The sequence below is a fragment of the Alkaliphilus metalliredigens QYMF genome (genome assembly GCF_000016985.1).
GTDB classification, from domain to species: domain Bacteria; phylum Bacillota; class Clostridia; order Peptostreptococcales; family Natronincolaceae; genus Alkaliphilus_A; species Alkaliphilus_A metalliredigens.
In genome coordinates this window covers 3,053,750-3,079,052 of record NC_009633.1, presented here as the reverse complement: position 1 = coordinate 3,079,052, position 25,303 = coordinate 3,053,750, and the positions used below count along the sequence as shown (strand labels likewise).

Here is a 25,303-nt window from a genome sequence, read left to right as displayed (position 1 = left end):
GCTTGTGGTATTGGTATATTTATTATGGATAGGGTATAATAGGATAAAATAAGATTCAATGAAGAGGGCGTCGTATCAATAAACCGAAGATGTATTCTTCGGATATTATTTAGGAGTGTGATAGAGTGAAATGGATTGAAGTATCAATCAAAACAACTTCAGAAGCAGTTGAAGCCGTTGCCAATATTCTCTACGATGGTGGTGTAGCAGGGGTGTCCATTGAGGATGAGAACGATTTTAGCTTACTGGAACAAAGTAACGAAGCCTGGGACTATGTAGACGAAGCCCTATTGGACAGAGAGCTTGAAGGTGCATTGGTCAAGGGATACTTACCAGAGGCAGCAGATTTGGCCTATAAGTTGGAGTTGATTCGTCAATCAGTTGCATTACTGCCTAAATATGGATTGAACATTGGGTTAGGAGAGGTGACAACCCTTGAAGTGAATGAAGAGGACTGGAGTCACTCTTGGAAAAAGTACTATAAACCAACCCATATTGGCAAGAATATTGTTGTGAAGCCCACCTGGGAGGAATATGAAAGAAAAGAAGGGGAAATGATCATTGAGATGGACCCTGGTATGGCCTTTGGAACTGGAACTCATGAAACCACAATGATGTGTGCCCAAGAGCTAGAAAAAATCGTAGGAGCTAAGTATACGGTTTTCGATATTGGTTGTGGAAGCGGCATCTTATCCATTGTGGCAGCAAAGCTAGGGGCTGAAAAAGTCATTGCTGTTGATTTAGATGGGACAGCTATCAGGGTAACCCAGGAAAATGTGGATGCAAATGATGTGTCTGATATTGTTGAAGTGAGACATGGTAATTTAATGGATGTGGTTACCAGTCGGGCTGATGTGATTGTAGCCAATATTATTGCAGACATCATTATCCTACTAAGCAAGGATGTAAAAAACTTCCTGAAAAAAGAAGGAATTTTTATTGCATCTGGAATTATTTTAGATAAAGTTGAAGTCGTTAAGGCACAACTTATTGCTAATAACTTAGAAATAGTTAAGGTAGAAACAATGGGAGAATGGGCAGTCATTATCTCTAAATTAAAGGGTGGGGTAGATGAATAGGTTTTTTGTTGTGCCCTCACAAGTCAATCAACAGGCTAGGACCATCAGCATTGTAGGTGATGATGTGAAACATATTGGAAAAGTATTGCGCCTGGTGGTGGGAGATCTCGTTGAAGTATGTGATGGGCAAGCCTTAGAGTACATTGGACGGATTGATGAAATCAGTAAGGAGCAAGTCACCTTGTCAATTGAAAAGCAAGAAAATATTTTTACTGAACCACCAATTCAAGTTCGACTGTATCAAGGAATTCCAAAAGCAACGAAGATGGAGCTTATTATACAGAAGACTACTGAAATGGGGATCAGTGATATCATTCCTGTGATGACTGACCGAACTATTGTACAATTTAACAATGAAAAAGATAGAGAAAAAAAAGTTGAAAGATGGCAAAAAATTGCTGATGAAGCTTCAAAGCAATCCAAAAGAGGAAAAATTCCACGGATACATATCCCCATGACATATACCAAAGCATTGGAAGCTTGTAACGAAAATGACTTGAATGTTTTGGCCTATGAAAAAGAGAAGACCATGGGGCTGAAGGCATTGATCGCATCTCTTGTTGAAATCACGGAGGTCAAATCCATTGGGATTTGGATCGGACCAGAGGGCGGCTTTACTGGAAAAGAAATTGAAAAAGCACTCTCACATGATGTCCGATCAATTACATTAGGACCGAGAATATTAAGAACAGAAACAGCAGGTTTTGCTGTGCTCAGCATGTTAATGTATGAGTTGGGAGATTTAGGAGGGGCATAGTTGAAAAGAGTTGCATTCCATACACTAGGCTGTAAAGTCAATCAATATGAAACCCAAGCGATGACTGAGCTATTTGAGGGATCAGGATATCACTTGGTGAAAGATACAGAGATTGCAGATGTATATGTGATCAACACCTGTACCGTTACCAATGTAGGTGATAAGAAATCCAGACAATTTATTCGACGGGCAAAACGAAACAATCCTGATGGGATCATTGTGGTTGTGGGTTGCTATGCCCAGACAGCTCCTGAGAAAGTTTTGGATATTGAAGGTGTTAACATTGTCATTGGTACTAATGAGAGAAACAAGATTGTTGAAATTGTTGAAGGTTGTTCAGCTGATAGTAAGGTGAATGTCGTGGATGATATTATGAAAATTAAAAAGTTCGAGGAAATGACTGTTCAAGAAATGCATGGAAAGACACGGGCATTTTTGAAGATCCAAGAGGGTTGCAATCAATATTGTGCCTATTGTATCATTCCCTATGCCAGAGGACCCATCCGTAGCAGGGGAAAAATAGAGATCATACAGGAAGTCCAAACCTTAGTGAATAATGGCTTTAAAGAAGTGGTGTTGACAGGGATTCATGTGGCTTCCTATGGAAAGGATTTAGGAGACCATGAGGGCCTCTTAGACGTATTAAAGCGAGTCAATGCCATTGAGGGACTTGAAAGAATACGGTTAAGCTCTCTAGAGCCAACTTTGTTTTCTGATGCGTTTTTAAGTGCCCTTTCAAAGCTTGAAAAAATTTGTGATCACTTCCACCTTTCATTGCAAAGTGGTAGCGACAAAACACTAAAAAAAATGAATCGAAAATATACAAGCCAAATGTATCGCGAGACAGTGAAACGGATTCGACATTATTATCCATTAGTTGCACTGACCACTGATATTATTGTGGGCTTTCCTGGGGAAACCGATGTGGACTTTCAAACCAGCTATGATTTTGTAGAAGAGATGGCCTTTAGTGAAATTCATGTCTTTAAATATTCCCCACGGGAGGGAACACCAGCGGCTCAATTTGATGACCAAATCGATGGCATTACAAAACATGAACGTAGTGAAAAGCTCATTGAACTAGGTGATAGACTGAAAAAGGAATATCAACTACAATTCATTGACCAAAGGATGGAAGTCCTATTAGAAGGGCAATCTGGCCAGGATCAAAATCTATTAGAAGGTTTCACAACCAATCACCTGAAGGTTTTACTTGCATCAAAACAGGGAAAAGAGGGAATGCTCCAAGATGTCCAAATAGACAAGATTATGGATTCCGGTTTATTAGGCCATCTTCTCTAATAATGGATAGATGCTCTCTATGGAAAGATTATTGCATTAAAAAAAGGAATTCCCTGGTTTTTGTTGAATAAAAGAAGAATAGTATTGGGTAAGGAGGTGGATAGAGTTGGAGTGTCTATTTTGTAAAATTGTCGACCAAGAAATTCCCGCAACAATCATTTATGAGAATGAAGATGTCATGGCATTTAAGGATATTAATCCTGAAGCGCCGGTTCATTTGCTTGTGATTCCTAAAAAACACATCCCTTCTTTTGCGCACTTAACCCAAGAGGACAATGAAGTGCTGATGCCTAAAATATTTGTGGCCATTCAACACTTGGCAAGGGAGTTTGAACTAGAGGAAGAAGGCTTCCGTGTTGTAAACAATTGTGGCACAAATGGAGGACAAACTGTTGGACATATTCATTTTCATCTAATGGGTGGAAGAAGGATGGTATGGCCTCCAGGCTAAAATTTTCATTGCACATCTTTTGTTTTTAATGTATAATAACAAAGTATTGGAATAATCCCACTTGCAATATAGCCGTCTGTTGCTATAGTTTAAGCACAGCGGGGGGTGCTAGCGGAGGGAGGGAGAAGTAAAATGTCAGAAATCAAAATTAAAGATAATGAATCTCTAGATAATGCGCTTCGTAGATTCAAGAAGCAATGCGCCAAGTCAGGAGTAATGGCTGAAGTGAGAAAAAGAGAGCATTATGAGAAGCCAAGTGTAAAGCGTAAGAAGAAAGCTGAGGCTGCTCGTAAGAAAAAATTCTAAGTGATTTTCAAGTGATTAATTAAGAAATGAAGACGAGGTGAAAAATATGTCCCTCAAAGCACAGTTAGCTAACGACTTAAAAGAAGCTATGAAAAATAAAGATACACTTCGAAAAAGTGTCATTACGATGATTCGTTCTGATATTAAACAAGTAGAAGTGGATCAAAGAATTGAGTTGAACGACGAAGACATCATTGAGATTTTATCAAAACAAGCTAAGCAACGTCGTGATGCTGCGGTAGAATTCCGTAAAGGCAATCGACAAGACTTAGTTGAAGAAGTTCAACAAGAATTAGAAGTCATTATGAGCTACTTACCAGAACAACTAACGCCAGAAGAAGTGGCTCAGGTTGTAGATGAAACAATTTCTGAAGTAGGAGCAGCATCCATAAAAGAAATGGGTAAAATAATGGCAGCCGTCATGCCAAAGCTAAAAGGCAAGGCTGATGGAAAAATAGTTAATCAAATCGTTAGAGAACGATTACAATCATAAAGAAAATGACCCAGGAGATATATCTCCTGGGTCATTTTCATGAGTCCATACAATAGCGTCAGAGGAAATATATACATAAAAATACCAATATAATTGACAGAGACTCCTATGATATAACCTGACTTCAGAACATAAATTCAGAACAAATGATGAGTAAATGTTTAAATTTGAACATTTCTCATTATTTTTTTGTTTATTTACGCCCACGACTTGTCGTGGTGAATAATATGATGTATAATGTAGTTAGAGGGATTTTATGGAGGGATTGTGCATGTATATTAGTAAATCTAAAAGACCAAATGGTAAGTATTTCATATCAATTGCTAAGGGGATTAGAGATCCTGAAACTAAGAAATCAAAAAAAATTCAGATTAAAGGTTTTGGTACTCATGATTTGGATTCTAAATCAGGTAAGAAAGCTCTTGTGCAAGCTGAAGCTGAGCTAAAAGAAATGATTAGACTAGATGAAGCTTCTCGAGGATTTGAAAACTTTGAAGATTTTATTGTATCCATGTCAAAAGATAAGCTTTCTCTTAAGCATAAAAATATTGGCTATCTACCATACTTAGAAATCTTTAACCAATTGAAATTACAAAGTTTCTTTTCTAAGATGGTCAAAGACTCTAAACTTGATTATTCTTTTAGCGATATGATGTTCTATCAAGTACTTGGTAGATTATTCAATCCTTCTAGTAAGCTTGAAGTAGCTACTAGAAAGGATGATTTCCTGTATGATTTTAATTTTGTAAATAACGATAATATTTATTCCTCTTTGGATGTTTTTTCTGGATTTAATAAACATAAATCTAAAGCGTTACAAGATGGCATTCAAGTCATAAACGATATGGAGATTCTCTTAGATACCGTTGATTCAGAGGCTAAAAAAATATTAGAAACTAACATAAACAATACCTCTCACGAATTAGAAGAACTAATAACGTCTTATGATAGTAATTTTGAAATGAATGAAAACAAACTTTTCAAACATCTCAATAAACATATGGAAAAGATTGTTCCAGAAAGAAATATATCTTTAGCCTTTTATGACTGCACAACCTATTACTTTGAGTCTTTTGATGAAGACGGTTTTAGAGAAAGAGGCATGAGTAAGGATAATAAAAGAAATGAAACACAAGTGGTTATGGGTTTATTAATAGACACAAATGGCATCCCTATTTCCTATAGGCTTTTCAAAGGCAACAAACATGAATTACATACCATGGAAGAGGTCATTGACGATATATTAAATAATTACACCATAAAAGAAATTATTATCGTTGCTGACAGAGGCTTAAATTCAAGGGCTAACTTAGAAATGATCCGTGGCAAAGGGCTTAACTACATTGTAGGTTCTAAGGGCAGTGCAGTGCCTAAAGATCTAAAAGAGAAGAAATTCAATTCATCTTGGAACATCACTTCTAAAGCCGAGGCTAAATATAAAAGCGGCTATATCACCAGTAAAAGAAAAGTGAGTCACAATGATGAAACCTATGATGAATTAATCATAAAAAAATATTCAGATGTCTACAAAGAACGGGAGATGTTTAAACAAGATAAAATGCTTGAAAGAGCGAAAAAAAATATAAAAGATTTTACAATTAATTCAACAACTAAATCTAAAAGCAAGTATTACAAAGCTGTTGATAATCCTAAAGAGAAAATAAACATTGAGATCGATGAAGAAAAAATTAAACAAGAACAAGAGAATTTCGGATATTTTTACATCGTTACCAATAAAGTAGAGATGAATCCAGCAGATATAATGGTGGCTTATAAATCCCTGTATAAAATTGAAGAGTCCTTCAGAATATTAAAAACAAATTTAAAAGCAAGACCTGTGTATCACTTTAAAGAACGAAGAATCCGGTCACATTTTTTAATTTGTTATTTGGCCTTAGTCATCCAGAGAGTATTAGAGTATAAATTAGAAGAGAAAAACGTTGAAATATCTACCCATGAAATAATCAATGGTCTAGAAGGGTTTGTTATAGATGAGATTGATTACAAAGTAGACAAATTATATATGATCTCAGACAAATTATTTAAGAGCAAAATAAACCAAGACATATTTAAAATTGAAAAGAATGTTCTACTGAGTAATGAAATCTCCAATATAATTAAAAAGATGTAGTGAGTGCAAAACAAAAATAAAAAGTACTGAAACCTCTGTAAACAGATGGCTTCAGCACTTTTTATTATGAATGATGTTCCGAAGTCAGGGGTCATTTTCATGAGTCCATACAATAGCGTCAGAGGAAATATATACATAAAAATACCAATATAATTGACAGAGACTCCTATGATATAATGTAATTATCAGAAAATTATACCAGTGAATCAAAGGAGTGTGACATCATGGGCAAAATCAAAAAAATAGCAATAATTATCGTATTTATGATTACATTCCTTTTTACGATTCAAGTACTATCACAGGAAAACATACAATTAACTCATTATATAAAGGACGGGAGCACAGAGTATCTAGAAGTCGTCGCTTCTAAAAACACTTCAAAGATCATCATTGAGGCATTTGATGAAGGGGAACAATTAATTCAATATCTTTTACTAGATCATCCAGTTAAAAAAGCGAAAAAAGATGGCACTGAAGGTCATTTTTTTTATATAACAAAATCAATGGCACCACTTAAGCAATTCCATACCCTTCGTATTCAACCTAGAAGAGAACAACAAATTGATATGAAGGTATCGGAAATTCCATTTACGGAAATAGTAAAAATGGAAGGCAAAGAGGCAGAAAGTAGGGAAGCCATTTCAATGAATTCACTAGATGATGAGAGGGAAAAGCGATTGAGAATCATGTCCTATAATATTCACATAGGAAGAGATCTATTTGGGAGATACAGCTTAGATCAAATTGCAGAAGTGATTAAGGAAAGCAGAGCAGAGGTTATTGGACTACAGGAAGTGGACCAACATTTTATTCGTACAAAATTTCAGGATCAAATTAAGTACCTAAGTGAAGAGCTGGGGATGAATTATGCCTATGGACCCAATTTAAATATTGTCGGCGCTAAGTATGGCAATGCAGTTTTAAGTGTACATCCAATTGAAGACTATGAAAATGTAATGATCCCCAGCGGCAGGGAGTCAAGGGGATTACTAAAGACAACAATTGATGTCGAGGGGCAATTAGTAGATTTTTTCGTTACACATCTGGGATTGAATCAAAAGGAACGAATGGGTCAAGTGAAAGTCATTGAGCAACAAATAGACATGGCTCAAAATCCAGTTATTTTAGTAGGGGATTTTAATGCAAGACCCCATAGCCAAGAGATCCAAAAGCTTTCTAGGGGCTTGCTGGACGTTGGAAAAAGAATGGGGTATAATGATACACCTACATTTGACCTACCGGTTTTGTCGGGAAGAATTGACTATATCTTTGTTGACCAACAAATGGAAATACTAACCTATCGGGTTATTAAAAGTAGAGCATCAGATCACTATCCAGTTACCACGAAGGTGGTACTACCTTGAAGGTACAATATCATTTTGTATACTGTTGAAAAACACTTAAATTCTAAAAAATATGTAACCCAATGACTTAGGCATCTTTGTAATGCTGGAGTACTTGGGTTTTTGATGTGATACATCCTTGAAATTCCCTGTGCTAGGATTCAGTGAGGGCCAAAACTTCCGTTGAATTTAACTTCATTTCATTTAATGGGGTTTAAATTTTAAAAAGGGGGAATATATTAAGTATAGAGCATATCTCTACCATGGGGAATATGTTATAATATTTGAAAGGGGGTGGTAATATGAGGAAAAGAGAAAGGTTCTTAATTGCGATACTGCTTATTTTTGCGGGACTGATCATGCATACAACAGCAGCTCCCCAGGAAAAAATAGTCTATGTGATCCCTATCCATGGAGAGATCGGTCCTGCTGTGTATCAATATATGCTGGATAACCTAAAAGTTGCAGAGCAAGATCCCAATACGGTGGCGGTTGTTTTTGAAATCGACACATACGGGGGGAGAGTTGATTCTGCTGAAAGAATGAGCTATTATATCCGTAACAGCTCTGTACCAACAATTTCTTTTGTCAATACAAAGGCGGAATCAGCAGGTGTCCTATTGACAATATCAGCTGATCAAGTGGCCATGGCACAGGGAAGTACAATTGGATCTGCTGAGCCAATTCCCAATACGGAAAAGAGTCTGTCCTACTGGGTCAGCGAGCTAAGAACAGTTGCCCAGCAAAAAGGAAGAGATGATCAACTGGTGGCGGCCATGGCAGATGAAAGCATTGCGATTGAAAACGTCATCGAATCAGGAAGGTTACTGAATCTAACAAATCAAGAAGCATTGAAGCTTGGGCTTGCTGATTTAGTGGCAGCAGATACCCTAGCAGTATTAGAAGGCTTAAATGTAGAGTACACACAAATAATCAATACACCTATGTCAGCTAGAGTTAGGACTGCACAGCTAGCGACTAGCTCTGTCGTCACACCTATTTTATTAACATTAGGATTTGTGGGATTAGCAACGGAGGTACTTACCCCTGGGTTTGGCCTAGGTGGAACTGTCAGTTTTATTGCCTTTGCAACTTACTTTGGTGGAAGTATTTTAGCAGGAAATGCCGGATTAGGTGTCATTATTATTTTTATGACTGGAATTGCCCTGTTAAGCATTGAAGCATTTGCACCGGGCTTCGGATTTCCGGGGATAGGAGGACTTATAGCTGTGATTACAAGTATTGTCCTAGCGGCCAATAGTGTGACCAGCGCAGCAGTCTCCCTAACCATAGCCTTTGTCTTAACCATTGTTGCCATTGTTTTTATACTGAAATATGCACCTCGAAGCAAGCATTTCGATCGCATTGTTCTCAGGACGGCCTTGACAAAAGAAGCGGGATATACCTCATTTAAGCAGGGAAGTGACGCTTTAGTAGGAAAAGAAGGCGTGGCAATCTCTTATCTGAGACCCTCGGGAACTGTTGAAGTTGAAGGAGAGCGATTGGATGTTGTATCTGAAGGTGGCTTTATCGAGTCAGGATCTATGATTAGAGTCGTTCAGGTAGAGGGCAGAAGAATTGTTGTAAGAAAAGTTGAATAGAGGAGGGATTTTATGACAGAATTTATTCCATTTATCATTTTGATTGGTGTCGCGTTTGTTATTTTGTCGATTATATTGAGCTTTGTTCCGGTAGGATTATGGATTACTGCACAGTTCTCCGGAGTAAAGGTTGGCATTTTCACCTTGGTTGGAATGCGTTTTAGAAGAGTTCAGCCAATCAGAATTATTAATCCATTGATTAAAGCCACTAAGGCGGGTATCGATATAAACATTGATAAACTAGAGGCCCATTATTTAGCAGGCGGAGATGTTAACACCTTGGTGGATGCATTGATTGCAGCACAAAGAGCAGAGATCAATCTACCATTTGAACGAGCCGCTGCCATTGACTTAGCAGGTCGTCAAGTGCTAGAGGCGGTCCAAGTCAGTGTTAACCCAAAGGTAATTGAAACGCCTAAGATTGCAGCTGTTGCCAAGGATGGGATTGAAGTTATGGCAAGAGCAAGGGTAACAGTAAGAGCAAACATTGAACGACTTGTTGGTGGAGCTGGTGAAGAAACCATCATTGCAAGAGTTGGTGAAGGAATTGTAACCACAGTAGGTTCTGCTACGACCCATAAGCATGTGCTTGAAAACCCGGATATGATATCAAAAACAGTATTAAGCAAAGGGTTAGATGCAGGAACAGCCTATGAAATTTTATCCATTGATATTGCTGACATTGATATCGGTAGAAATATCGGTGCCCAGCTACAAACAGACCAAGCTGATGCTGACAAGCGTATCGCTCAGGCTAAGGCCGAAGAAAGAAGAGCAATGGCTGTTGCTAAGGAGCAGGAAATGAAGGCTGCTGTTCAAGAAATGAGAGCCAAGGTAGTAGAAGCTGAAGCAGAAGTACCAAAGGCCTTAGCTACTGCCCTAAGAGAAGGAAAAATGGGTGTTATGGATTACTATAACATGAAGAACATCATGGCTGACACTGATATGCGTGATTCTATTTCAAAGGTAGCACCAAACGAAAAGAAGTATGAAGAAGAGTAACAAAAACGATTACAAGGATAAAAGTTAAACTGTAAAGGCCACTCCTAGCATATAAGGAAGTGATAAAATGAGTTTTGAAGCCATATTAGGTTTTATTGCAATAGCTGTCATTAGCTCCTTCTTTAATAAATCAAAGGAAGCGAAGACGAGAAGAACAGGCCCTTCTCAAGGGCAAAGCAGACCTAACACAAGACCAGCACAATCAAAACCTCAGCCAGCTACGAGACAAGGGCAGAGGCGACCATCCACAGGGCCTACAGGTGGTTTGGGAGATTTGTTTAGAGATTTTCAAAAGGACTTGAATGAAGTTTTCGGAGAAGCCACAAGGACTGGTGGGACTGCTAGGAAATCACAGCAGTACAGTCAAATGGAGGAAGAATCTCCAGAAAAACAACCAGAAATTGTTGAAAAGAGTAAAATCCTCAAAACCGAAAGAACCGTTAAAACAAAAAAGAGTGATACAAGGAAAGATGTGATCCAAGCAGGTGAAATTAGTGCACAGGACCTTATTTCCATTGACCAAAAATCAATTTTACAAGGTGTGATTATGTCTGAGGTATTAGGAAAACCAAAGGCAAAACAACGATAGAACAATGATGGAAAAGAGGTAGAAGCCCAGGGCTTCTACCTTTTTTTTGCGTAAAAAGGTCTAGTTAAAGGGCTTTTAGCATAAAAATTGTATAGACAGGGGGTGAACCAAGTGAACAAGAGTCAGGAAATTAAGAAGAGTTTATCGGAAATTCTAGAATTACCACAAGACATTATGTTAGACCTACCTAAAATCACATTGGTTGGCAACCTGCAAATTTATATTGAAAATCATAAGGGAATTATCGAGTATACTACCAGTCGAATTAGAATTAATACAAAAAGTGGTACATTAAGGATAATCGGTAAGAACTTATCAATTAAGAATATTGTGGTAGAAGAAATCGTGATTGTCGGTGAAATCCAAGCGGTGGAATTCATTGATTAAGGAGTGAGATGGGTGTTAATACTTAATCTATGGAATTATTTTAGGGGTTATGTTATTATAAAAGTAGAAGGATTATCATTGGAAAAGTTTATCAATTTGTGTATTGTCCGGGAGATTTATTTATGGGACATTAAACGCACTAACTATACAACAGTAGAGATGAAAGTAGGCATAAAAGCCTTTAAAGAATTAAGAAAAATTGTAAGAAGGACAGGATGTCGTGTTTCTATTATAGAAAAAAGTGGCTACCCATTTGTTGCTCATCAACTTAAAAAGAGGAAAATGCTTTTATTGGGAGCATTTTTTTCTTTACTATTACTTATTTTTACTGCTTCTTTCATTTTTACCATCGAATTAATCGGAAACGATAAAATTCAAGAAGAAGAAATTCTTGAAGCTTTAAATGAATCAGGATTGAAAATAGGCAGCAATCGCTATTTGATAGACCGAAATGAAATAGAAGAGGAATTGATGATCAGATTCAGTGATTTGGCATGGGTGGGGATCGAGATTAGAGGTATCCAAGCTAGGGTAGAAATAGTAGAGAAGACAACACCCCCAGTAAGAGTCGAAAGAGATACTCCCAGTCATGTAGTTGCAAGAAAAAATGCAGTTATTGAACGAATTGTGGCTAAAAATGGTGATGCTGTAGTGAAACAGGGTGATATTGTCTCTGAGGGAGATCTTTTAATTACAGGGGTAATAGAGAGAGAGCAGATGGAAAATCCAATGATTGTCCATGCATATGGAGAAGTCTACGGAAAAACCTACTATGAGACAACAAAAGCAATGGAACTCATTAAAATAAACAAGGAAAAGACAGGGGAAACATTTACGCGAAGGATGTTTAAAATAGGGGATCTACAATTATCATTAGATCATGGAGAAATTCCCTATGAAGTCTATATTATAGAAAAGACAACAAAAAAGCTTCTTAAATGGAGGAATCAAAGCTTTCCTGTCGAAATGATTGTAGATACCTATTATGAGGCTATTGAAGTTGATGAAATGGTGGAATTAGAGACGGCGAAGAAAAAGCTTCATGAAGCCGCAATAGCCGAATTACTTGAGGAGATCCCCTTAGAGGCTGAAGTGCTCAATACCATGGTAGACTTCAAAACAAGTGAGAACACACTTTATGGAAAAATCACCATAGAGGCCTTAGAGGAAATAAGCGCTCAAAGTATAATTGAAATTGAAGCAAGGCTAAATAACGAGGAAAGACTAGATACTGAGGAGGATTAATCATTGGAAAGTCAACGACAGAAAAGCATACCAGTTGAGGACGGAGAGTTCGTCAAACAGTTATTTGGAAAATTTGATGAAAATGTCAAGCTAATTAAAAAATTGTTGAATATTGATTTGGTTTCTCGGGCTGGAGAGTTGGTAATATTAGGAACAAAGGAAGAAATTCAATTAGGCGAACAACTGCTTGTAGAATTGTATGAGCTTTACCAAAGTGATCAAGATTTAGGTAGCCAAAATGTACTCTATACAATCAATGCAATCTCAGGAGGAGAAAGAGACCAAACCAAGGAATATGCTGGGGATGTTGTTTTTGTTACTGATAGAGGAAAGCCCATTAAGCCCAAAACATTAGGACAAAAAAAATACCTAGATATGATCAGCAAAAAAGATTTGACATTTGGGATTGGACCGGCAGGAACTGGAAAAACATATCTGGCTGTGGCCATGGCTGTCAAGGCCTTCAGAAATGAGGAGGTCAATCGCATTATCTTGACAAGACCTGCTGTGGAAGCTGGCGAAAGTCTCGGCTTTCTGCCTGGAGATTTAAAGGACAAGGTAGACCCTTATCTACGCCCCCTATACGATGCACTGTTTGATATTTTAGGAGTTGAAAAATTTGAAAAATATATGGAACGTGGATTGATTGAAGTGGCGCCACTAGCCTATATGAGAGGAAGAACCTTAGATCATTCCTTCATTATTTTAGACGAGGCTCAGAACACAACAAAGGAACAAATGAAAATGTTCTTAACCCGAGTTGGACTGGGTTCAAAGGCAGTGGTGACTGGAGATGTGACCCAGGTTGATTTACCTAAGGGGAAATTGTCTGGACTCAAACATGTCACAGAGGTACTGAAGGAAATCGATGAAATCGGTTTTTCCTTTTTAACTGGAAAAGATGTTGTCAGACATAGACTTGTACAACGAATCATCGAGGCTTATGAGGTAGCAGATCTAAAGGAAAGCACAGACTATGAAAATAAAGAGTATAAACAAAAAATTAAAAAAGACAACTAGTGCACATGGACCCTAGGAAACATTGGGAGGAAAGCGTATGGGTAGGTATAAAGACTTTAAAGACAAGTTCTTAAATCGTGTTAGTGGAAGCTTTATTGGAGGAAAAAGAGTACAGCATACATTGCTGGCAGTCTTTTTCTTCTTAGTGATTTTTGCAATCCTAGCAACAAGCTTGAGTCCAGAGAAATATGATCTATCTGAAGGTCAGCGTGTCCCTACGGATATTAGATCTCCTAAGGATGTTGAAGACCGCCAAGCAACCGAGCGCTTAGAGGCTCGGGCTGAAGAGCTGGTGGAGCCCCGATATCGGATGGACCCTATGGTTCATGTGGAATCAAAGAAAGAAATTGAAAATTTTTTCTTAATGGTTAGGGAAGCGAAAGCCTTTAAAGAAGTGGAAGAAGTAGAAGTAGAAGTAGAAGTAGAAGTAGAAGAGACCGAAGAAAGTAACGAAAATAGTGAAGGCATTGAGCTAAACCAAGAAGAAGTATGGACCCATGCAGAAAAAATTGATTATTTGAAAGCAAATACTGAGCTGGGAATAGAAAGAGCGTTACTAGAGGTAGCCCTCAATGCCCCTTTAGTAGAACTGCGGGATCTAGAAGGCTATATTTCTGAGATGATTGCTCAGAATATGAACGTTGGCATTAAACCTGAGGACCTTCAAAGAGAAAAGACCAACATGGCTAATTATATTTTAGGGTTAAGTCGCTTTGATGATGGATTAAAAGAGCTAGGTATCCTCTTAGCCCAGGGAGCCCTACGTCCCAATCAGTTTGCAGATGAAGAGGTGACGCGACAGAAAATTGATGAGGCAGTGGCTGAGGTTGAGAAAGTCATGATCCGTAAAGGTGATCACATTGTTCGTGAGGGTGATATACTTAATGGGGATCAACTGGAAATATTAAGAGAATTGGGACTGTTAAAAGAAGAAAGTCGAGTGGATTTCATTTTATATAGTGGGATTGCTTTGGTGACCCTTGTGCTAGAACTGATCATTATTGCCTATATATATGTTTTCAATAAAGAACTTCTGGGAAAAACAGGAAGGTTAATGATGATTGGAATCATTGTGGTATTAACCCTCATACTGGCTAAAGCGATTCATGTGATTTCAATTTATCTAATCCCTGTAGCTGCCAGTGCAATGCTGTTGTCCATTTTAATTGACTCACGATTGGCCCTCTTGGTTAATGTATGTCTAACCATCCTGATCAGTATGATAACAGGAAATGACATTCCCTTTATGGCCATGGCCTTAGTTGGCGGAACCGTAGGGGCCTTTAGTGTGATCAATAGTCAACAAAGGGCAAATGTTTTTCTAGCTGGAATCATTGTCAGTATTGCCAATATGGTGACCATCATGGGAATTGGATTTATTAATAGTAATGAATTGATTAAAGTAATGAATTCTAGTTTTTATGGAGGACTCAATGGAATCGGAGTGGCTGTTCTTGCCATTGGTTCATTACCATTATGGGAATCCTTATTTGGTATTTTAACACCACTGAAGCTATTAGAACTATCAAATCCAAATCATCCTTTACTAAAAAGACTATTATTAGAAACCCCTGGAACCTACCATCATAGTATTATTGTAGGTAACCTAAGTGAATCAGCTGCAGATGCTATTGGAGGCAATGCGCTACTGGCAAGGGTAGGCACTTTTTACCATGATATTGGAAAATTGAAACGCCCATACTTTTTCAAGGAAAATCAATTGACATTACAAAATCCCCATGACAAATTAAACCCTGCTGTGAGTAGTATGATTATTACAGATCATGTGAAGGATGGGATGGAACTGGCTAAGAAATATAACCTACCCCAAGAGATTCGAGACTTTATCGAGCAACATCATGGAGACACGCTGGTGGCATACTTTTATCATAAAGCAAAGGAACGAGAAGGAAATGACAAGGTAGATGAAATGGATTATCGCTATCCAGGACCTAAGCCCCAAAGTAAAGAGACAGCGATTTTAATGCTGGCAGACTCTGTGGAGGCAGCAGTTAGAAGTCTGTCATCCCCAACCCGTGAGAAGGTGTCCACTTTAGTAGAAAAAATCATTAATGATAAAATAGGTGATAGACAGTTAGAAGAGTGCAACATTACGTTAAAGGAAATAGAAATCGTTAAAGAAACTTTTACAAAGATAATTCTAGGAATATTCCATGAAAGAATTGAATATCCTGAGTTAGATCCGAATCAAAGGAAAGGAAAAGATGCCAGTGAGCCTAGTCATTGATAACCGACAAAAGCAAGTTGAGATTGAACAAAAACTAATTATGTTATTAGAGAAAGCAGTCATCACTTCCCTAGCATATGAAGGATGGGACCCAGATTATGAAGTGAGTCTTTCTTTTGTAAGTAATAAAGAAATACAAAATTTAAATCGTACCTATCGTGGAAAGGACTATGCCACCGATGTGCTGTCCTTTCCATTGGTGGATGATACTGATGGATTCCCTATGGGAGAAGAAAAACTATTGGGAGATGTTGTGATTTCAGTTGAAAAGGCAGTAGAGCAAGCTAAAGAATACCAGCACTCATTTGAAAGAGAGATGGGCTTTTTAATGGTCCACAGCTTATTTCACTTGATGGGCTACGATCACTTAGAAGAAACAGAGGCCCAAGAGATGAGAAAAAGAGAAGAAATCGTACTCACTGAGATGGGTTTGGTGAGAGAGTAAAAGAGGTTGTTAATCATGAAAATGAGAAAGCTATTGGAAAGCTTTAACTATGCCTTTGAGGGAATCATTTACGCCTTGAAGACACAGCGAAATATGAAGATTCACTTTGTTGTCAGTATTGTGATTTTGATCATGAGTTTATTCTTTGAATTGACCAGAATAGAGATTCTTATATTATTGATGACCATTTCCCTGGTAATAATTGCTGAAATGATTAATACATCAATCGAATCCACCATCGATCTGATCACAGATCAATACCATATTTTTGCTAAAATCGCTAAAAATGTGGCGGCAGGAGCGGTTTTGATCGCTGCCATTAACTCGATTATTGTAGCATACTTGCTTTTTTTTCACCGACTGAATCCCTATACATCTATCGTACTGGAGCAGGTTAGACAGTCTCCTTTACATGTGACCTTTATCACTTTGATTATCGTGATCTTCGTAACCATTGCGCTGAAGGCATACTTTGGAAGGGGAACTCCGCTACAAGGAGGAATGCCTAGTGGGCATGGTGCCATTAGTTTTGCTTTGGCCACCTCCATTACATTCATTTCAGAGAATATGTTTATTGGGACACTATCGATCCTGATGGCACTCCTTGTGTGTCAAAGTAGAATAGAGGGAAAAATTCATACATTTTTTGAAGTAATCATGGGGGCAATTCTGGGAATACTGATAACAGTCATCATTTTTCAAGTATTTGGCTAAAGGGAGAGGAATCTCCCTTTACTAGACTGATAAAATGTTGTTAAGATGAAGGGATATCCTATAAAAAGGATCCGTGGAACAACACAATATGATGAAGGTGTGATGAATATGTGGAAGTATTTACGACGGTTGTTTTTCACGGGGCTACTGATACTCTTCCCCTTAGCAGCAACCATGACTTTATTGGTTTGGATTTTCAATCGAATTGACCTTATTTTCAGAAGACCCATCGAAGATCTGTTGGGGTTTACCATATACGGTCTGGGATTCTTTTTAACCCTGGCCTTAATCGTTGCCACTGGGGCCGTTGCTACCAATTATTTAGGAATCAAGCTCATCAGCTTCACGGAGGGGGAATTGAAGAAAATTCCACTGGTGGGAGCCCTGTATTTTTCATTGAAACAGCTAACAGAAACGGTTTATGGCAGTAAGCATACGGCCTTTAGACAGGCGGCATTGGTGCAATATCCTTCACCAGGAATTTTGACCATTGGCTTCATCACCGCAGAGGGAATGGAAAAGACCTTTGCGGTTTCGGAGGAAAACTTAGTCAGCTTGTTTATACCAACAACACCTAACCCCACCTCGGGAATGCTTGTAATGATTCCCAAAAAAGAATTGATTCTATTGGATATTACTGTTGAAGAAGCCATTAAATTGGTGGTGTCTGGGGGCATCATGAAACCAACGAAGGTGGATGAAGTGCATAAGAGAGAGGATGAATGAATGTGAGGACTTTGAAGAAACGGGTGTTGTTAGTCACCCTAGCCATCCTAATGATATTTAGCGTTGGATGTAGTAGACAGGCTGAAGAGGAAGAGGTAGAAGAACCAATCATTGTAGAAGAACCTGAAGAAGAAGTGGTAGTGGTCATGGAAGGTGTTCCTTCACCATTAAGTGGTCTTTATGTGCCAGAGGAAACAATTGATCGTAGACCTATGGCCATTGTATTTGATAATCACAGTGGCGCAAGACCCCAGGCGGGGTTAATACAAGCGGAAATCGCCTATGAGTTTTTGGCTGAAGGTAATGCCACTCGTTATCTAGGCATTTTTCTATCGGAGGAACCGGAGGTAATTGGCCCCATTCGCAGTGCACGACCCTATTTTATACAAAAGGTACTGGAATTTGATGGGTATTTTGTTCATGTAGGGGGAAGTCCCCAAGCCTTTCATGATATTGTGGTCCAGAAAGTAGCAGACATTGATGCCACCAGTCGAGGAAGTAATGTATTTTGGCGTAAAAGTCATAAAAAGGCACCCCACAACATGTATAGTAGCTATGAGGCACTACTCAATGCCACAAAAAGTAGTGGATTTAGAACTGAATCAACCCTAGAAGGCTTTCAATTCAATGAAGAAGCAAAAGCACCTGCTGGAGAAAAAGCCAGTGAGCTTCACATTAATTATAACCGAGCCTATGAGCCTTCTTTTAAATATGATTATGACGAAGAGAGATATCACCGTTTTTACAATGAAGCACCCCATGTGGATGAGACTACTGGAGAACAGCTAAAGGCTGTTAACATTATCGTACAGCATGTACCTGCTAAGGTCGTTGACTCGGACCTAAGGCTGGAAATGCAAACCATCGGTAGTGGATCTGGACTATACCTTTCAATGGGTCAAGTAATGGAGATTACATGGGAAAAGAAAAGTTATAGTGGGATAACTCAATACTATGACTCAGAAGGAAATAGACTTTTACTTAATCCTGGGCAAACCTGGGTACAGGTTGTGCATAGATTAGATATCGTATCCATTAAAGAATAAGGCCAAGTGAATCAAGTCAGGAGGAAGAGTGATGACTGAGAAGGAATTAATGAAAAAAGCAATTGAAGCAAGAGAAAAAGCCTATGTCCCTTATTCAAAATTTCCAGTGGGGGCAGCGCTACTAACAAAGTCCGGTAAGGTTCATACCGGATGCAATATTGAATGTGCATCTTATGGAGCCACCAACTGTGCTGAGAGAACAGCCATTTTCAAATCGGTCTCAGAGGGGGATCTGGACATTGATATGATTGCGGTAGTTGGTGATGAAAATGCATATACCTACCCATGTGGCATTTGCCGGCAGGTGATCGTAGAATATGGAAAAAATATCAAGCTGATAATCGGAAAATCTGAGGAAGAATATAAGGTATATACCATTGAGAATTTATTACCCCATTCTTTTACACCCGATGACTTAGAAAAGAACAACTAGGAGGAATACAATTGTCTTATAAATCAGGATTTGTAACAATTATCGGTAGACCCAATGTAGGGAAATCTACTTTAATGAATCAAATTATTGGAGAAAAAATTGCGATTATGTCTGATAAGCCTCAGACAACACGAAACAAAATTCAAAGTGTTTATAGCCAGGAGGATTTTCAAATTGTCTTTTTAGATACACCGGGAATCCATAAACCTAAACATAAATTAGGTGAGTATATGGTGAAGGTAGCAAGAGATACCCTTAAGGAAGTAGATGTGGTTTTATTCCTAGTGGATGAAGGGCAAAAAATTGGTCCTGGGGATCGATTTATTATGGAACAATTAAAGGACATTAAGACACCTATGTTTTTGATTATCAACAAAATTGATAAAATGAATCAAGAAATACTCAATGAAGTATGTGGTCTATTTGAAGAGACAGGGCTATTTCAAAGAATTATCCCTATTTCTGCCCTTGAAGGTGCTAACATTGATACATTAATTAAGCAAATCGTCAGCTTTCTACCAGAGGGACCTCAATACTTCCCATCGGATATGATTACAGATCAGCCAGAACGTTTGCTTGTAGCAGAAATTGTTCGTGAGAAACTTTTACATTATCTAGATCAGGAGATTCCCCATGGGATTGCCGTTGAAACATCTATGATGAAACAACGGCCGAACCAAGATATCGTTGATATCCAAGCAACAATTTACTGTGAGAAAAAGTCACATAAGGGTATTATCATTGGTAAAGGAGGACGAAAACTTAAGGGTGTTGGAAAAAGCGCTCGCCAAGATATTGAAAAATTATTAGGCTCAAAGGTATTCCTAGAGCTATGGGTAAAAGTCAATGAGGATTGGCGAAACCAAAGTCGTATACTGAAAAGCTTAGGATATGAGTAAAATAGAACGTAATTGTAATACAATGTAAAAAATTTCAATGCATACAAGTCCCCCTAAAGCAAAAACTAATCATGACTTAATCATAACTAAAAGGGAAAGGGGACTTGATTTATATGCATGAAATGTTTTATAAAATTTTTAATAAAACAGGAAATATTGAAGCATACCTATATTGGAGATTTAGCCAGGATTTACAAAGAGAAAATGAAGGTGACCATGAGATGAGCGAGGTGGAATCCTTCCAATCACAAAATGAATCCAAGGTACTATAGCTCCGTCATCCATAGGCTAAATGCTATGTATTTGCCTGAACAGGAGAATTGATTAAATGTTAATCAAAACGGAAGGCTTTGTTTTAAGAAACAGAAAATATGGAGAAACTGACAGTATGTTAGTGATATTTACGAAGAAGGTTGGTAAAATCAATGCCATTGCAAAGGGAGCCAGACGGACAAAAAGTGCTCTTCTGGCAGGGGTACAGCCTTTTTCTTATAGTGACTTTGTACTTTTCAAAGGAAGAAGCTTATATACAGTTAACCAAACAGAGCCCAAGGAGATTTTTTATAACCTAAGGGAGGATGTCAAAAGATTATCCTACGCAGCTTATTTACTAGAACTAGTGGAAAGTGTTACGGAAGAAGGACAGACAAACAATCGTTTATTCAACCTATTAGGAAGAACTCTCCACTTAATGAAGAAGGAAGAGATTGAGCTAGAGACCATACTGAGGGCCTTCGAACTGAAGTTAATGGAGTACAGTGGTTTAAAGCCTCACTTAACTAGCTGTGTCAGCTGTGGCCAAACTTCATCTAATTCTTGGCGATTTAGCTCTAAGGAAGGTGGATTAATTTGTCATCAATGTCACGGTATTGACTCCTTTTCAATCAAAATAAACGTGTTAACTGTGAAACTAGCTAATTACTTACTGGCTAAGGATATGGAAGAAATACAGAAGTTGAAGGTAAATCCTTACTTGCATGAATCCTTAAATAAGGTTTTAAAGCAATATATTATGGTGCATTTAGATAGAGTCAATTTTAACAGTTTAGAAATAGCTAAGAAAATTTAAGCGAGGATGGTGTCTAGAAAATGGATATTAATCTAGAAAAAATTGATATCATAAGGGAAAGAACGGGGGTATCCTATAAAGAGGCTAAGGAAGCTCTCGTAAGCGCTGATGGAGATATTGTTGAAGCGTTAATTCAATTAGAAGAGAAAAATGCAAAGTCATGGACCGATAACTTATCAAAATCAGTAGGTAATACAGGCAATGAGATGATGGAAAAGATTAAATACATGATCAAAAAAGGTAATGTAACAAAGATTATTGTCAAGAGAGATGGAGATGTATTACTTAATGTCCCTGTGACTGCAGGAGCCGTTGGTGTGATGCTGGCGCCACTACTTGCTGTTGTTGGGGCTTCAGCAGCTCTCTTGACAAAGACAACTATTGAAATTGTTAAAGATAATGGTGAAGTGGTAGACATCAATGAGATTGCAGATGATACCATGACGGAATTTAAAAATCGATTTTCAGGATCTGAGGTCGATGATATGGTGGACGACATCATAGATGACATAGATGAAACACTGGATGATTTAAATGATGGTGCCGATTACTAACTGTCCAAAGGAACATAAATTATTTTGCCGTAAAAATAAGTGAAGTGATCCGGTAATTAAACGGTTGACAAAAACGTAAAACTTTGGTAAATTTAGAATTAAAATAATATGTCATCGCAATGAGGAAGAAGAGTAATTAATGAGATTATGGGTGAAGCGAGTCAGGGATGGTGAAAGCCTGATCTAATCCATTAATGAAGGGAACTTCTGAGCGAAGAACTGAAAGTGGGTATGGCAAGCTGTACCAACTAGGGTGGAACCGCGGAAGAAAGTCTTTCGTCCCTAACCGGGATGAGGGGCTTTTTTTGATGTATAGGAAATGATGGTCTTTAATTTCCTATACATTGGGGAGTGTACTTAACTAAATAATGAAGTAAGATTCACTTGAAAAATTGAATGGGAGGCGTGCAAATGACAACAGCAAAGTCAATGGAGAAGATTGTTGCCCTAGCTAAGTCTAGGGGGTTTATTTTTCCAGGCTCAGAAATATATGGAGGCTTGGCAAATACCTGGGATTATGGCCCACTGGGTGTGGAACTAAAGAATAATGTGAAAAAAGCTTGGTGGAAAAAATTTATCCAGCAAAGTCCATACAATGTGGGATTGGATTCAGCTATACTGATGAACCCAACGACCTGGGAGGCTTCAGGGCACATAGGGGGCTTCAGTGATCCCCTGATGGATTGCAAAAAATGTAGGGCAAGATTTAGAGCAGATAAGCTCATAGAGGATCATTTTGCTAAAGACGGGGAAGATACCATTGTTGATGGGTGGAGTAATGAGCAAATGGCTAGCTTTATTGATGAAAAGGCCATTGTTTGTCCTGAGTGTGATGCTAAGGAGTTCACTGACATCAGACAATTCAATCTTATGTTTAAAACCCATCAAGGGGTGAATGAGGATACCAGTACAGAAATATTCCTAAGACCAGAAACAGCCCAGGGTATTTTTGTGAACTTCAAAAATGTACAAAGAACAGCTAGAAAGAAAATACCCTTTGGGATTGGACAAATAGGTAAATCCTTTAGAAATGAAATTACACCTGGAAACTATACATTTAGAACAAGAGAATTTGAGCAAATGGAGTTAGAATTCTTCTGTAAGCCTGGAGACGACTTGGAATGGTTTGATTACTGGTCAAACTTCTGTAAGAAATGGCTACTAGATTTAAGTATGAAAGAAACAAGTATTCGATTAAGGGCCCATACAGAAGAGGAGCTTTCTCATTATAGTAACGCCACAACGGATATTGAGTTCAAATTTCCCTTTGGTTGGGGAGAACTATGGGGTATTGCTGACAGAACTGATTTTGACTTAAAACAACATACGGAGCACTCTGGAGTCCAATTAATCTATCAGGATCCTGTCACTAACGAGAAGTATGTACCATATTGTATTGAACCTTCATTAGGGGCAGACCGTGTGACCCTAGCCTTCCTAGTGGATGCCTACGAAGAAGAGCAAATCGACGAAAAGGATAGTCGTATTGTACTAAAGCTACACCCAGCCCTAGCACCTTTTAAAGCTGCGGTATTGCCATTGACCAAGAAGTTGAAAGAACAGTCGTTAGAACTATTTGAAAAACTAAGTGACAAATTTATGATAGACTACGATGATGCAGGTAGTATTGGTAAAAGATATCGTAGACATGACGAAATCGGAACTCCTTACTGCATTACCTATGATTTTGATACACTAGAGGACAATTGTGTAACTGTCAGAGATAGAGATACAATGGAACAACAACGAGTTGCAATTGATGAATTAGAAGTTTTTTTAGAAGAGAAAATTAAATTTTAGTTGGGTATAATAAAAACAGTTGGGGGATATTAGTCTCAACTGTTTTTTTACGTCCAGCCATGGAGATTTTAGGAAAAAATAATGTGTGAATTCTAGATTTATACAAAAAAGTACTAGGAATATCCTTGAATTCATTATATAATATATCATAATGGTAAATAGTATAACACAAAAGAGGTGAGCACCATAGAATTCTCAAAAAGGCAGAAGAAAATCATGGAAATTGTTCAGCAAAGTGAGCCCATAACCAGTGAGAAAATTGCATCAATGCTAGAGGTGACCCGGGCAACACTGAGGCCTGATTTAGCAATCCTAACCATGTCAGGGATTTTAGATGCCCGGCCAAAGGTAGGTTATTTCTATTCAGGAAAGTCACAATTTAATCTTTTCTCAGAAGAGGTAAAACGGATCAAGGTTGAAACAATGATGTCACTTCCCATAGTGGTCACAGAGGAGACCTCTGTATACGATGCAATTGTCACATTGTTTTTAGAAGATGTGGGGACTATTTTTGTGGCTTCTAAGGGATACTTAAGTGGGGTGATTTCAAGAAAGGACTTTTTAAAGAGTGCCATTGGTGGAACAGATATGAATAAGGTTCCTGTTGGCATGGTCATGACACGAAGACCCAATATTCTCACCATTGGGCTTAAGGATAGCGTCTTAGATGCTGCCATCAAGATTTTAGATCATGAGGTAGACAGCCTACCCGTCGTGGAAAGAGAGATAGTGGAAGGCAAGGAACAATTGAAAATAATAGGTCGCATATCCAAAAGTAATGTCACGAAGCTATTCGTAGAGCTATGCAAAGCTTAGGAGGGAAAATATGAATAATGAAAATTTAGTCATTTATATCCTGTCAGATTCGATCGGTGAAACAGCAGAACAGGTAGCAAAGGCTGCAATAAGTCAATTTGATACGGAAGATTATGAGATCAGACGGTTTCCATTTATCACTGAGAAGCATCACATTGATGAAATGCTTCAAGAGGCCAAAAAAGAGAATTCTGTTATTGTCTTTACCATGGTAGTTGAGGAGCTTCGCAATTACATTATGGAGGAAGCAGAAAAAATGCAAATCCGAAGTATAGACATCATGAGCCCTGTATTACATGCCATGGGAGGGGCCTTAACCACGACACCGAAGCGTGAGCCGGGTCTGATCCGAAGATTAGATGAAAAGTATTTTAGGAAGGTTGAAGCCATTGAATTTGCAGTAAAGTACGACGATGGTAAAGACTCTAGAGGACTGGCTAAGGCAGATATTGTGTTAGTAGGAATTTCTAGAACCTCTAAAACACCATTGAGTATGTATTTAGCCCACAGAAATATGAAGGTGGCCAATGTGCCTCTTGTGCCTGAAGTGACACCACCTAAGGAGCTTTATGAAGTTCCTAGTCAGAAAATCATTGGGTTAACCACAAATCCCATAAAGCTCATTGAAATCAGACAAGAAAGACTAAAGGCTTTAGGATTAAAAAATGAAGCCAGTTATGCTAGCATGGAGCGAATTCTAGAGGAGCTTGAATATGCTGAAGGAATCATGAAGCGAATCGGTTGTCCTGTGATTGATGTATCCACTAAGGCAGTGGAGGAAAGTGCAGGAATCATTTTAGAAATTTTTAGAGACAGAGGATATAATATGCCCAATGGGCGTTAAAAA

27 protein-coding genes are annotated in these 25,303 nt (G+C 38.2%); all 27 read left to right on the top strand.

The features are described from left to right. Positions 1 to 125: 125 nt before the first annotated feature. The 27 genes from prmA to AMET_RS14860 all read left to right on the top strand — a co-directional run bounded on the left by prmA (position 126) and on the right by AMET_RS14860 (position 25,300). Positions 126 to 1,079: a 50S ribosomal protein L11 methyltransferase gene (gene prmA / locus AMET_RS14985; RefSeq protein ID WP_012064152.1), complete on the top strand. Its 954-nt coding sequence runs from the start codon at positions 126 to 128 to the stop codon at positions 1,077 to 1,079. Then, positions 1,072 to 1,836: a 16S rRNA (uracil(1498)-N(3))-methyltransferase gene (locus AMET_RS14980; RefSeq protein WP_012064151.1), complete on the top strand. Its 765-nt coding sequence runs from the start codon at positions 1,072 to 1,074 to the stop codon at positions 1,834 to 1,836. Before prmA ends, AMET_RS14980 begins: the two co-directional genes overlap by 8 nt. Beyond that, a complete protein-coding gene (gene mtaB / locus AMET_RS14975) occupies positions 1,837 to 3,138 on the top strand; it encodes a tRNA (N(6)-L-threonylcarbamoyladenosine(37)-C(2))-methylthiotransferase MtaB (RefSeq protein WP_012064150.1) in 1,302 nt (433 codons plus the stop codon). 106 nt (positions 3,139 to 3,244) lie between these two features. Next, positions 3,245 to 3,589, top strand: coding sequence for a histidine triad nucleotide-binding protein (locus AMET_RS14970; protein WP_012064149.1), 345 nt, complete (start codon positions 3,245 to 3,247; stop codon positions 3,587 to 3,589). Between the two features lie 132 nt (positions 3,590 to 3,721). After that, on the top strand, positions 3,722 to 3,895 hold the full coding sequence (rpsU, locus tag AMET_RS14965; protein WP_012064148.1) for a 30S ribosomal protein S21: 174 nt from the start codon (positions 3,722 to 3,724) through the stop codon (positions 3,893 to 3,895). Between the two features lie 46 nt (positions 3,896 to 3,941). Beyond that, positions 3,942 to 4,388, top strand: a complete 447-nt coding sequence (locus AMET_RS14960) for a GatB/YqeY domain-containing protein (protein ID WP_012064147.1) — start codon at positions 3,942 to 3,944, stop codon at positions 4,386 to 4,388. A gap of 271 nt (positions 4,389 to 4,659) precedes the next feature. Then, entirely contained in the window at positions 4,660 to 6,519 is a 1,860-nt protein-coding gene (locus AMET_RS14955) for an IS1634 family transposase (protein ID WP_041720256.1), read from the top strand. A 224-nt stretch (positions 6,520 to 6,743) separates the two neighbouring features. Beyond that, positions 6,744 to 7,883, top strand: coding sequence for an endonuclease/exonuclease/phosphatase family protein (locus tag AMET_RS24415; protein WP_012064146.1), 1,140 nt, complete (start codon positions 6,744 to 6,746; stop codon positions 7,881 to 7,883). 281 nt (positions 7,884 to 8,164) lie between these two features. After that, complete coding sequence (locus AMET_RS14945) at positions 8,165 to 9,463, top strand: NfeD family protein (RefSeq protein WP_012064145.1); 1,299 nt, start codon at positions 8,165 to 8,167, stop codon at positions 9,461 to 9,463. Between the two features lie 12 nt (positions 9,464 to 9,475). Next, a complete protein-coding gene (floA, locus tag AMET_RS14940) occupies positions 9,476 to 10,465 on the top strand; it encodes a flotillin-like protein FloA (protein ID WP_012064144.1) in 990 nt (329 codons plus the stop codon). A gap of 67 nt (positions 10,466 to 10,532) precedes the next feature. Further along, entirely contained in the window at positions 10,533 to 11,054 is a 522-nt protein-coding gene (locus AMET_RS14935) for a hypothetical protein (protein WP_012064143.1), read from the top strand. A 111-nt stretch (positions 11,055 to 11,165) separates the two neighbouring features. After that, entirely contained in the window at positions 11,166 to 11,441 is a 276-nt protein-coding gene (gene yqfC, locus AMET_RS14930) for a sporulation protein YqfC (RefSeq protein WP_012064142.1), read from the top strand. A gap of 12 nt (positions 11,442 to 11,453) precedes the next feature. Continuing rightward, entirely contained in the window at positions 11,454 to 12,686 is a 1,233-nt protein-coding gene (gene yqfD, locus AMET_RS14925) for a sporulation protein YqfD (RefSeq protein WP_012064141.1), read from the top strand. A 3-nt stretch (positions 12,687 to 12,689) separates the two neighbouring features. Continuing rightward, the gene (locus AMET_RS14920) at positions 12,690 to 13,706 is read left to right on the top strand and encodes a PhoH family protein (protein WP_012064140.1); all 1,017 of its coding nucleotides are present in this window, start codon (positions 12,690 to 12,692) and stop codon (positions 13,704 to 13,706) included. 37 nt (positions 13,707 to 13,743) lie between these two features. After that, positions 13,744 to 15,954 (top strand): HD family phosphohydrolase, encoded by a 2,211-nt coding sequence (locus AMET_RS14915; protein ID WP_012064139.1) that lies wholly within the window; start codon positions 13,744 to 13,746, stop codon positions 15,952 to 15,954. Then, complete coding sequence (gene ybeY / locus AMET_RS14910; protein ID WP_012064138.1) at positions 15,932 to 16,399, top strand: rRNA maturation RNase YbeY; 468 nt, start codon at positions 15,932 to 15,934, stop codon at positions 16,397 to 16,399. Before AMET_RS14915 ends, ybeY begins: the two co-directional genes overlap by 23 nt. A gap of 15 nt (positions 16,400 to 16,414) precedes the next feature. Then, positions 16,415 to 17,113 carry a diacylglycerol kinase gene (locus tag AMET_RS14905; RefSeq protein ID WP_012064137.1) on the top strand — a complete coding sequence of 233 codons (699 nt, stop codon included), beginning with the start codon at positions 16,415 to 16,417 and terminating at the stop codon, positions 17,111 to 17,113. Positions 17,114 to 17,158: 45 nt separating this feature from the next. Continuing rightward, entirely contained in the window at positions 17,159 to 17,839 is a 681-nt protein-coding gene (locus AMET_RS14900) for a DUF502 domain-containing protein (protein WP_049765275.1), read from the top strand. After that, entirely contained in the window at positions 17,836 to 18,885 is a 1,050-nt protein-coding gene (locus AMET_RS14895) for a DUF3048 domain-containing protein (RefSeq protein ID WP_012064135.1), read from the top strand. Before AMET_RS14900 ends, AMET_RS14895 begins: the two co-directional genes overlap by 4 nt. Positions 18,886 to 18,916: 31 nt before the next feature. Continuing rightward, a complete protein-coding gene (locus AMET_RS14890; protein ID WP_012064134.1) occupies positions 18,917 to 19,318 on the top strand; it encodes a cytidine deaminase in 402 nt (133 codons plus the stop codon). A gap of 11 nt (positions 19,319 to 19,329) precedes the next feature. Next, complete coding sequence (gene era / locus AMET_RS14885; protein WP_012064133.1) at positions 19,330 to 20,217, top strand: GTPase Era; 888 nt, start codon at positions 19,330 to 19,332, stop codon at positions 20,215 to 20,217. Positions 20,218 to 20,330: 113 nt separating this feature from the next. Beyond that, positions 20,331 to 20,489, top strand: coding sequence for a hypothetical protein (locus AMET_RS25865; protein WP_157047265.1), 159 nt, complete (start codon positions 20,331 to 20,333; stop codon positions 20,487 to 20,489). 56 nt (positions 20,490 to 20,545) lie between these two features. Continuing rightward, positions 20,546 to 21,286 (top strand): DNA repair protein RecO, encoded by a 741-nt coding sequence (gene recO / locus AMET_RS14880; RefSeq protein ID WP_012064131.1) that lies wholly within the window; start codon positions 20,546 to 20,548, stop codon positions 21,284 to 21,286. Between the two features lie 20 nt (positions 21,287 to 21,306). Then, positions 21,307 to 21,840 (top strand): DUF4342 domain-containing protein, encoded by a 534-nt coding sequence (locus tag AMET_RS14875; RefSeq protein ID WP_012064130.1) that lies wholly within the window; start codon positions 21,307 to 21,309, stop codon positions 21,838 to 21,840. Positions 21,841 to 22,251: 411 nt separating this feature from the next. Continuing rightward, the gene (locus AMET_RS14870; protein ID WP_012064129.1) at positions 22,252 to 23,640 is read left to right on the top strand and encodes a glycine--tRNA ligase; all 1,389 of its coding nucleotides are present in this window, start codon (positions 22,252 to 22,254) and stop codon (positions 23,638 to 23,640) included. Positions 23,641 to 23,817: 177 nt separating this feature from the next. Continuing rightward, positions 23,818 to 24,456, top strand: coding sequence for a helix-turn-helix transcriptional regulator (locus tag AMET_RS14865; RefSeq protein WP_012064128.1), 639 nt, complete (start codon positions 23,818 to 23,820; stop codon positions 24,454 to 24,456). Positions 24,457 to 24,466: 10 nt separating this feature from the next. Beyond that, the gene (locus tag AMET_RS14860; RefSeq protein WP_012064127.1) at positions 24,467 to 25,300 is read left to right on the top strand and encodes a pyruvate, water dikinase regulatory protein; all 834 of its coding nucleotides are present in this window, start codon (positions 24,467 to 24,469) and stop codon (positions 25,298 to 25,300) included. Positions 25,301 to 25,303: the final 3 nt, after the last annotated feature.

Coding starts and splice junctions, on each gene's coding strand:
- AMET_RS14980 (WP_012064151.1), top strand. CDS start 1,072: ATGAATAGGTTTTTTGTTGTGCCCTCACAAGTCAATCAACAGGCTAGG.
- rpsU (WP_012064148.1), top strand. CDS start 3,722: ATGTCAGAAATCAAAATTAAAGATAATGAATCTCTAGATAATGCGCTT.
- AMET_RS14960 (WP_012064147.1), top strand. CDS start 3,942: ATGTCCCTCAAAGCACAGTTAGCTAACGACTTAAAAGAAGCTATGAAA.
- AMET_RS14955 (WP_041720256.1), top strand. CDS start 4,660: ATGTATATTAGTAAATCTAAAAGACCAAATGGTAAGTATTTCATATCA.
- AMET_RS24415 (WP_012064146.1), top strand. CDS start 6,744: ATGGGCAAAATCAAAAAAATAGCAATAATTATCGTATTTATGATTACA.
- AMET_RS14945 (WP_012064145.1), top strand. CDS start 8,165: ATGAGGAAAAGAGAAAGGTTCTTAATTGCGATACTGCTTATTTTTGCG.
- floA (WP_012064144.1), top strand. CDS start 9,476: ATGACAGAATTTATTCCATTTATCATTTTGATTGGTGTCGCGTTTGTT.
- AMET_RS14935 (WP_012064143.1), top strand. CDS start 10,533: ATGAGTTTTGAAGCCATATTAGGTTTTATTGCAATAGCTGTCATTAGC.
- AMET_RS14915 (WP_012064139.1), top strand. CDS start 13,744: ATGGGTAGGTATAAAGACTTTAAAGACAAGTTCTTAAATCGTGTTAGT.
- ybeY (WP_012064138.1), top strand. CDS start 15,932: ATGCCAGTGAGCCTAGTCATTGATAACCGACAAAAGCAAGTTGAGATT.
- AMET_RS14905 (WP_012064137.1), top strand. CDS start 16,415: ATGAAAATGAGAAAGCTATTGGAAAGCTTTAACTATGCCTTTGAGGGA.
- AMET_RS14900 (WP_049765275.1), top strand. CDS start 17,159: ATGAAGGGATATCCTATAAAAAGGATCCGTGGAACAACACAATATGAT.
- AMET_RS14895 (WP_012064135.1), top strand. CDS start 17,836: ATGAATGTGAGGACTTTGAAGAAACGGGTGTTGTTAGTCACCCTAGCC.
- AMET_RS14890 (WP_012064134.1), top strand. CDS start 18,917: ATGACTGAGAAGGAATTAATGAAAAAAGCAATTGAAGCAAGAGAAAAA.
- AMET_RS25865 (WP_157047265.1), top strand. CDS start 20,331: ATGCATGAAATGTTTTATAAAATTTTTAATAAAACAGGAAATATTGAA.
- recO (WP_012064131.1), top strand. CDS start 20,546: ATGTTAATCAAAACGGAAGGCTTTGTTTTAAGAAACAGAAAATATGGA.
- AMET_RS14875 (WP_012064130.1), top strand. CDS start 21,307: ATGGATATTAATCTAGAAAAAATTGATATCATAAGGGAAAGAACGGGG.
- AMET_RS14870 (WP_012064129.1), top strand. CDS start 22,252: ATGACAACAGCAAAGTCAATGGAGAAGATTGTTGCCCTAGCTAAGTCT.
- AMET_RS14860 (WP_012064127.1), top strand. CDS start 24,467: ATGAATAATGAAAATTTAGTCATTTATATCCTGTCAGATTCGATCGGT.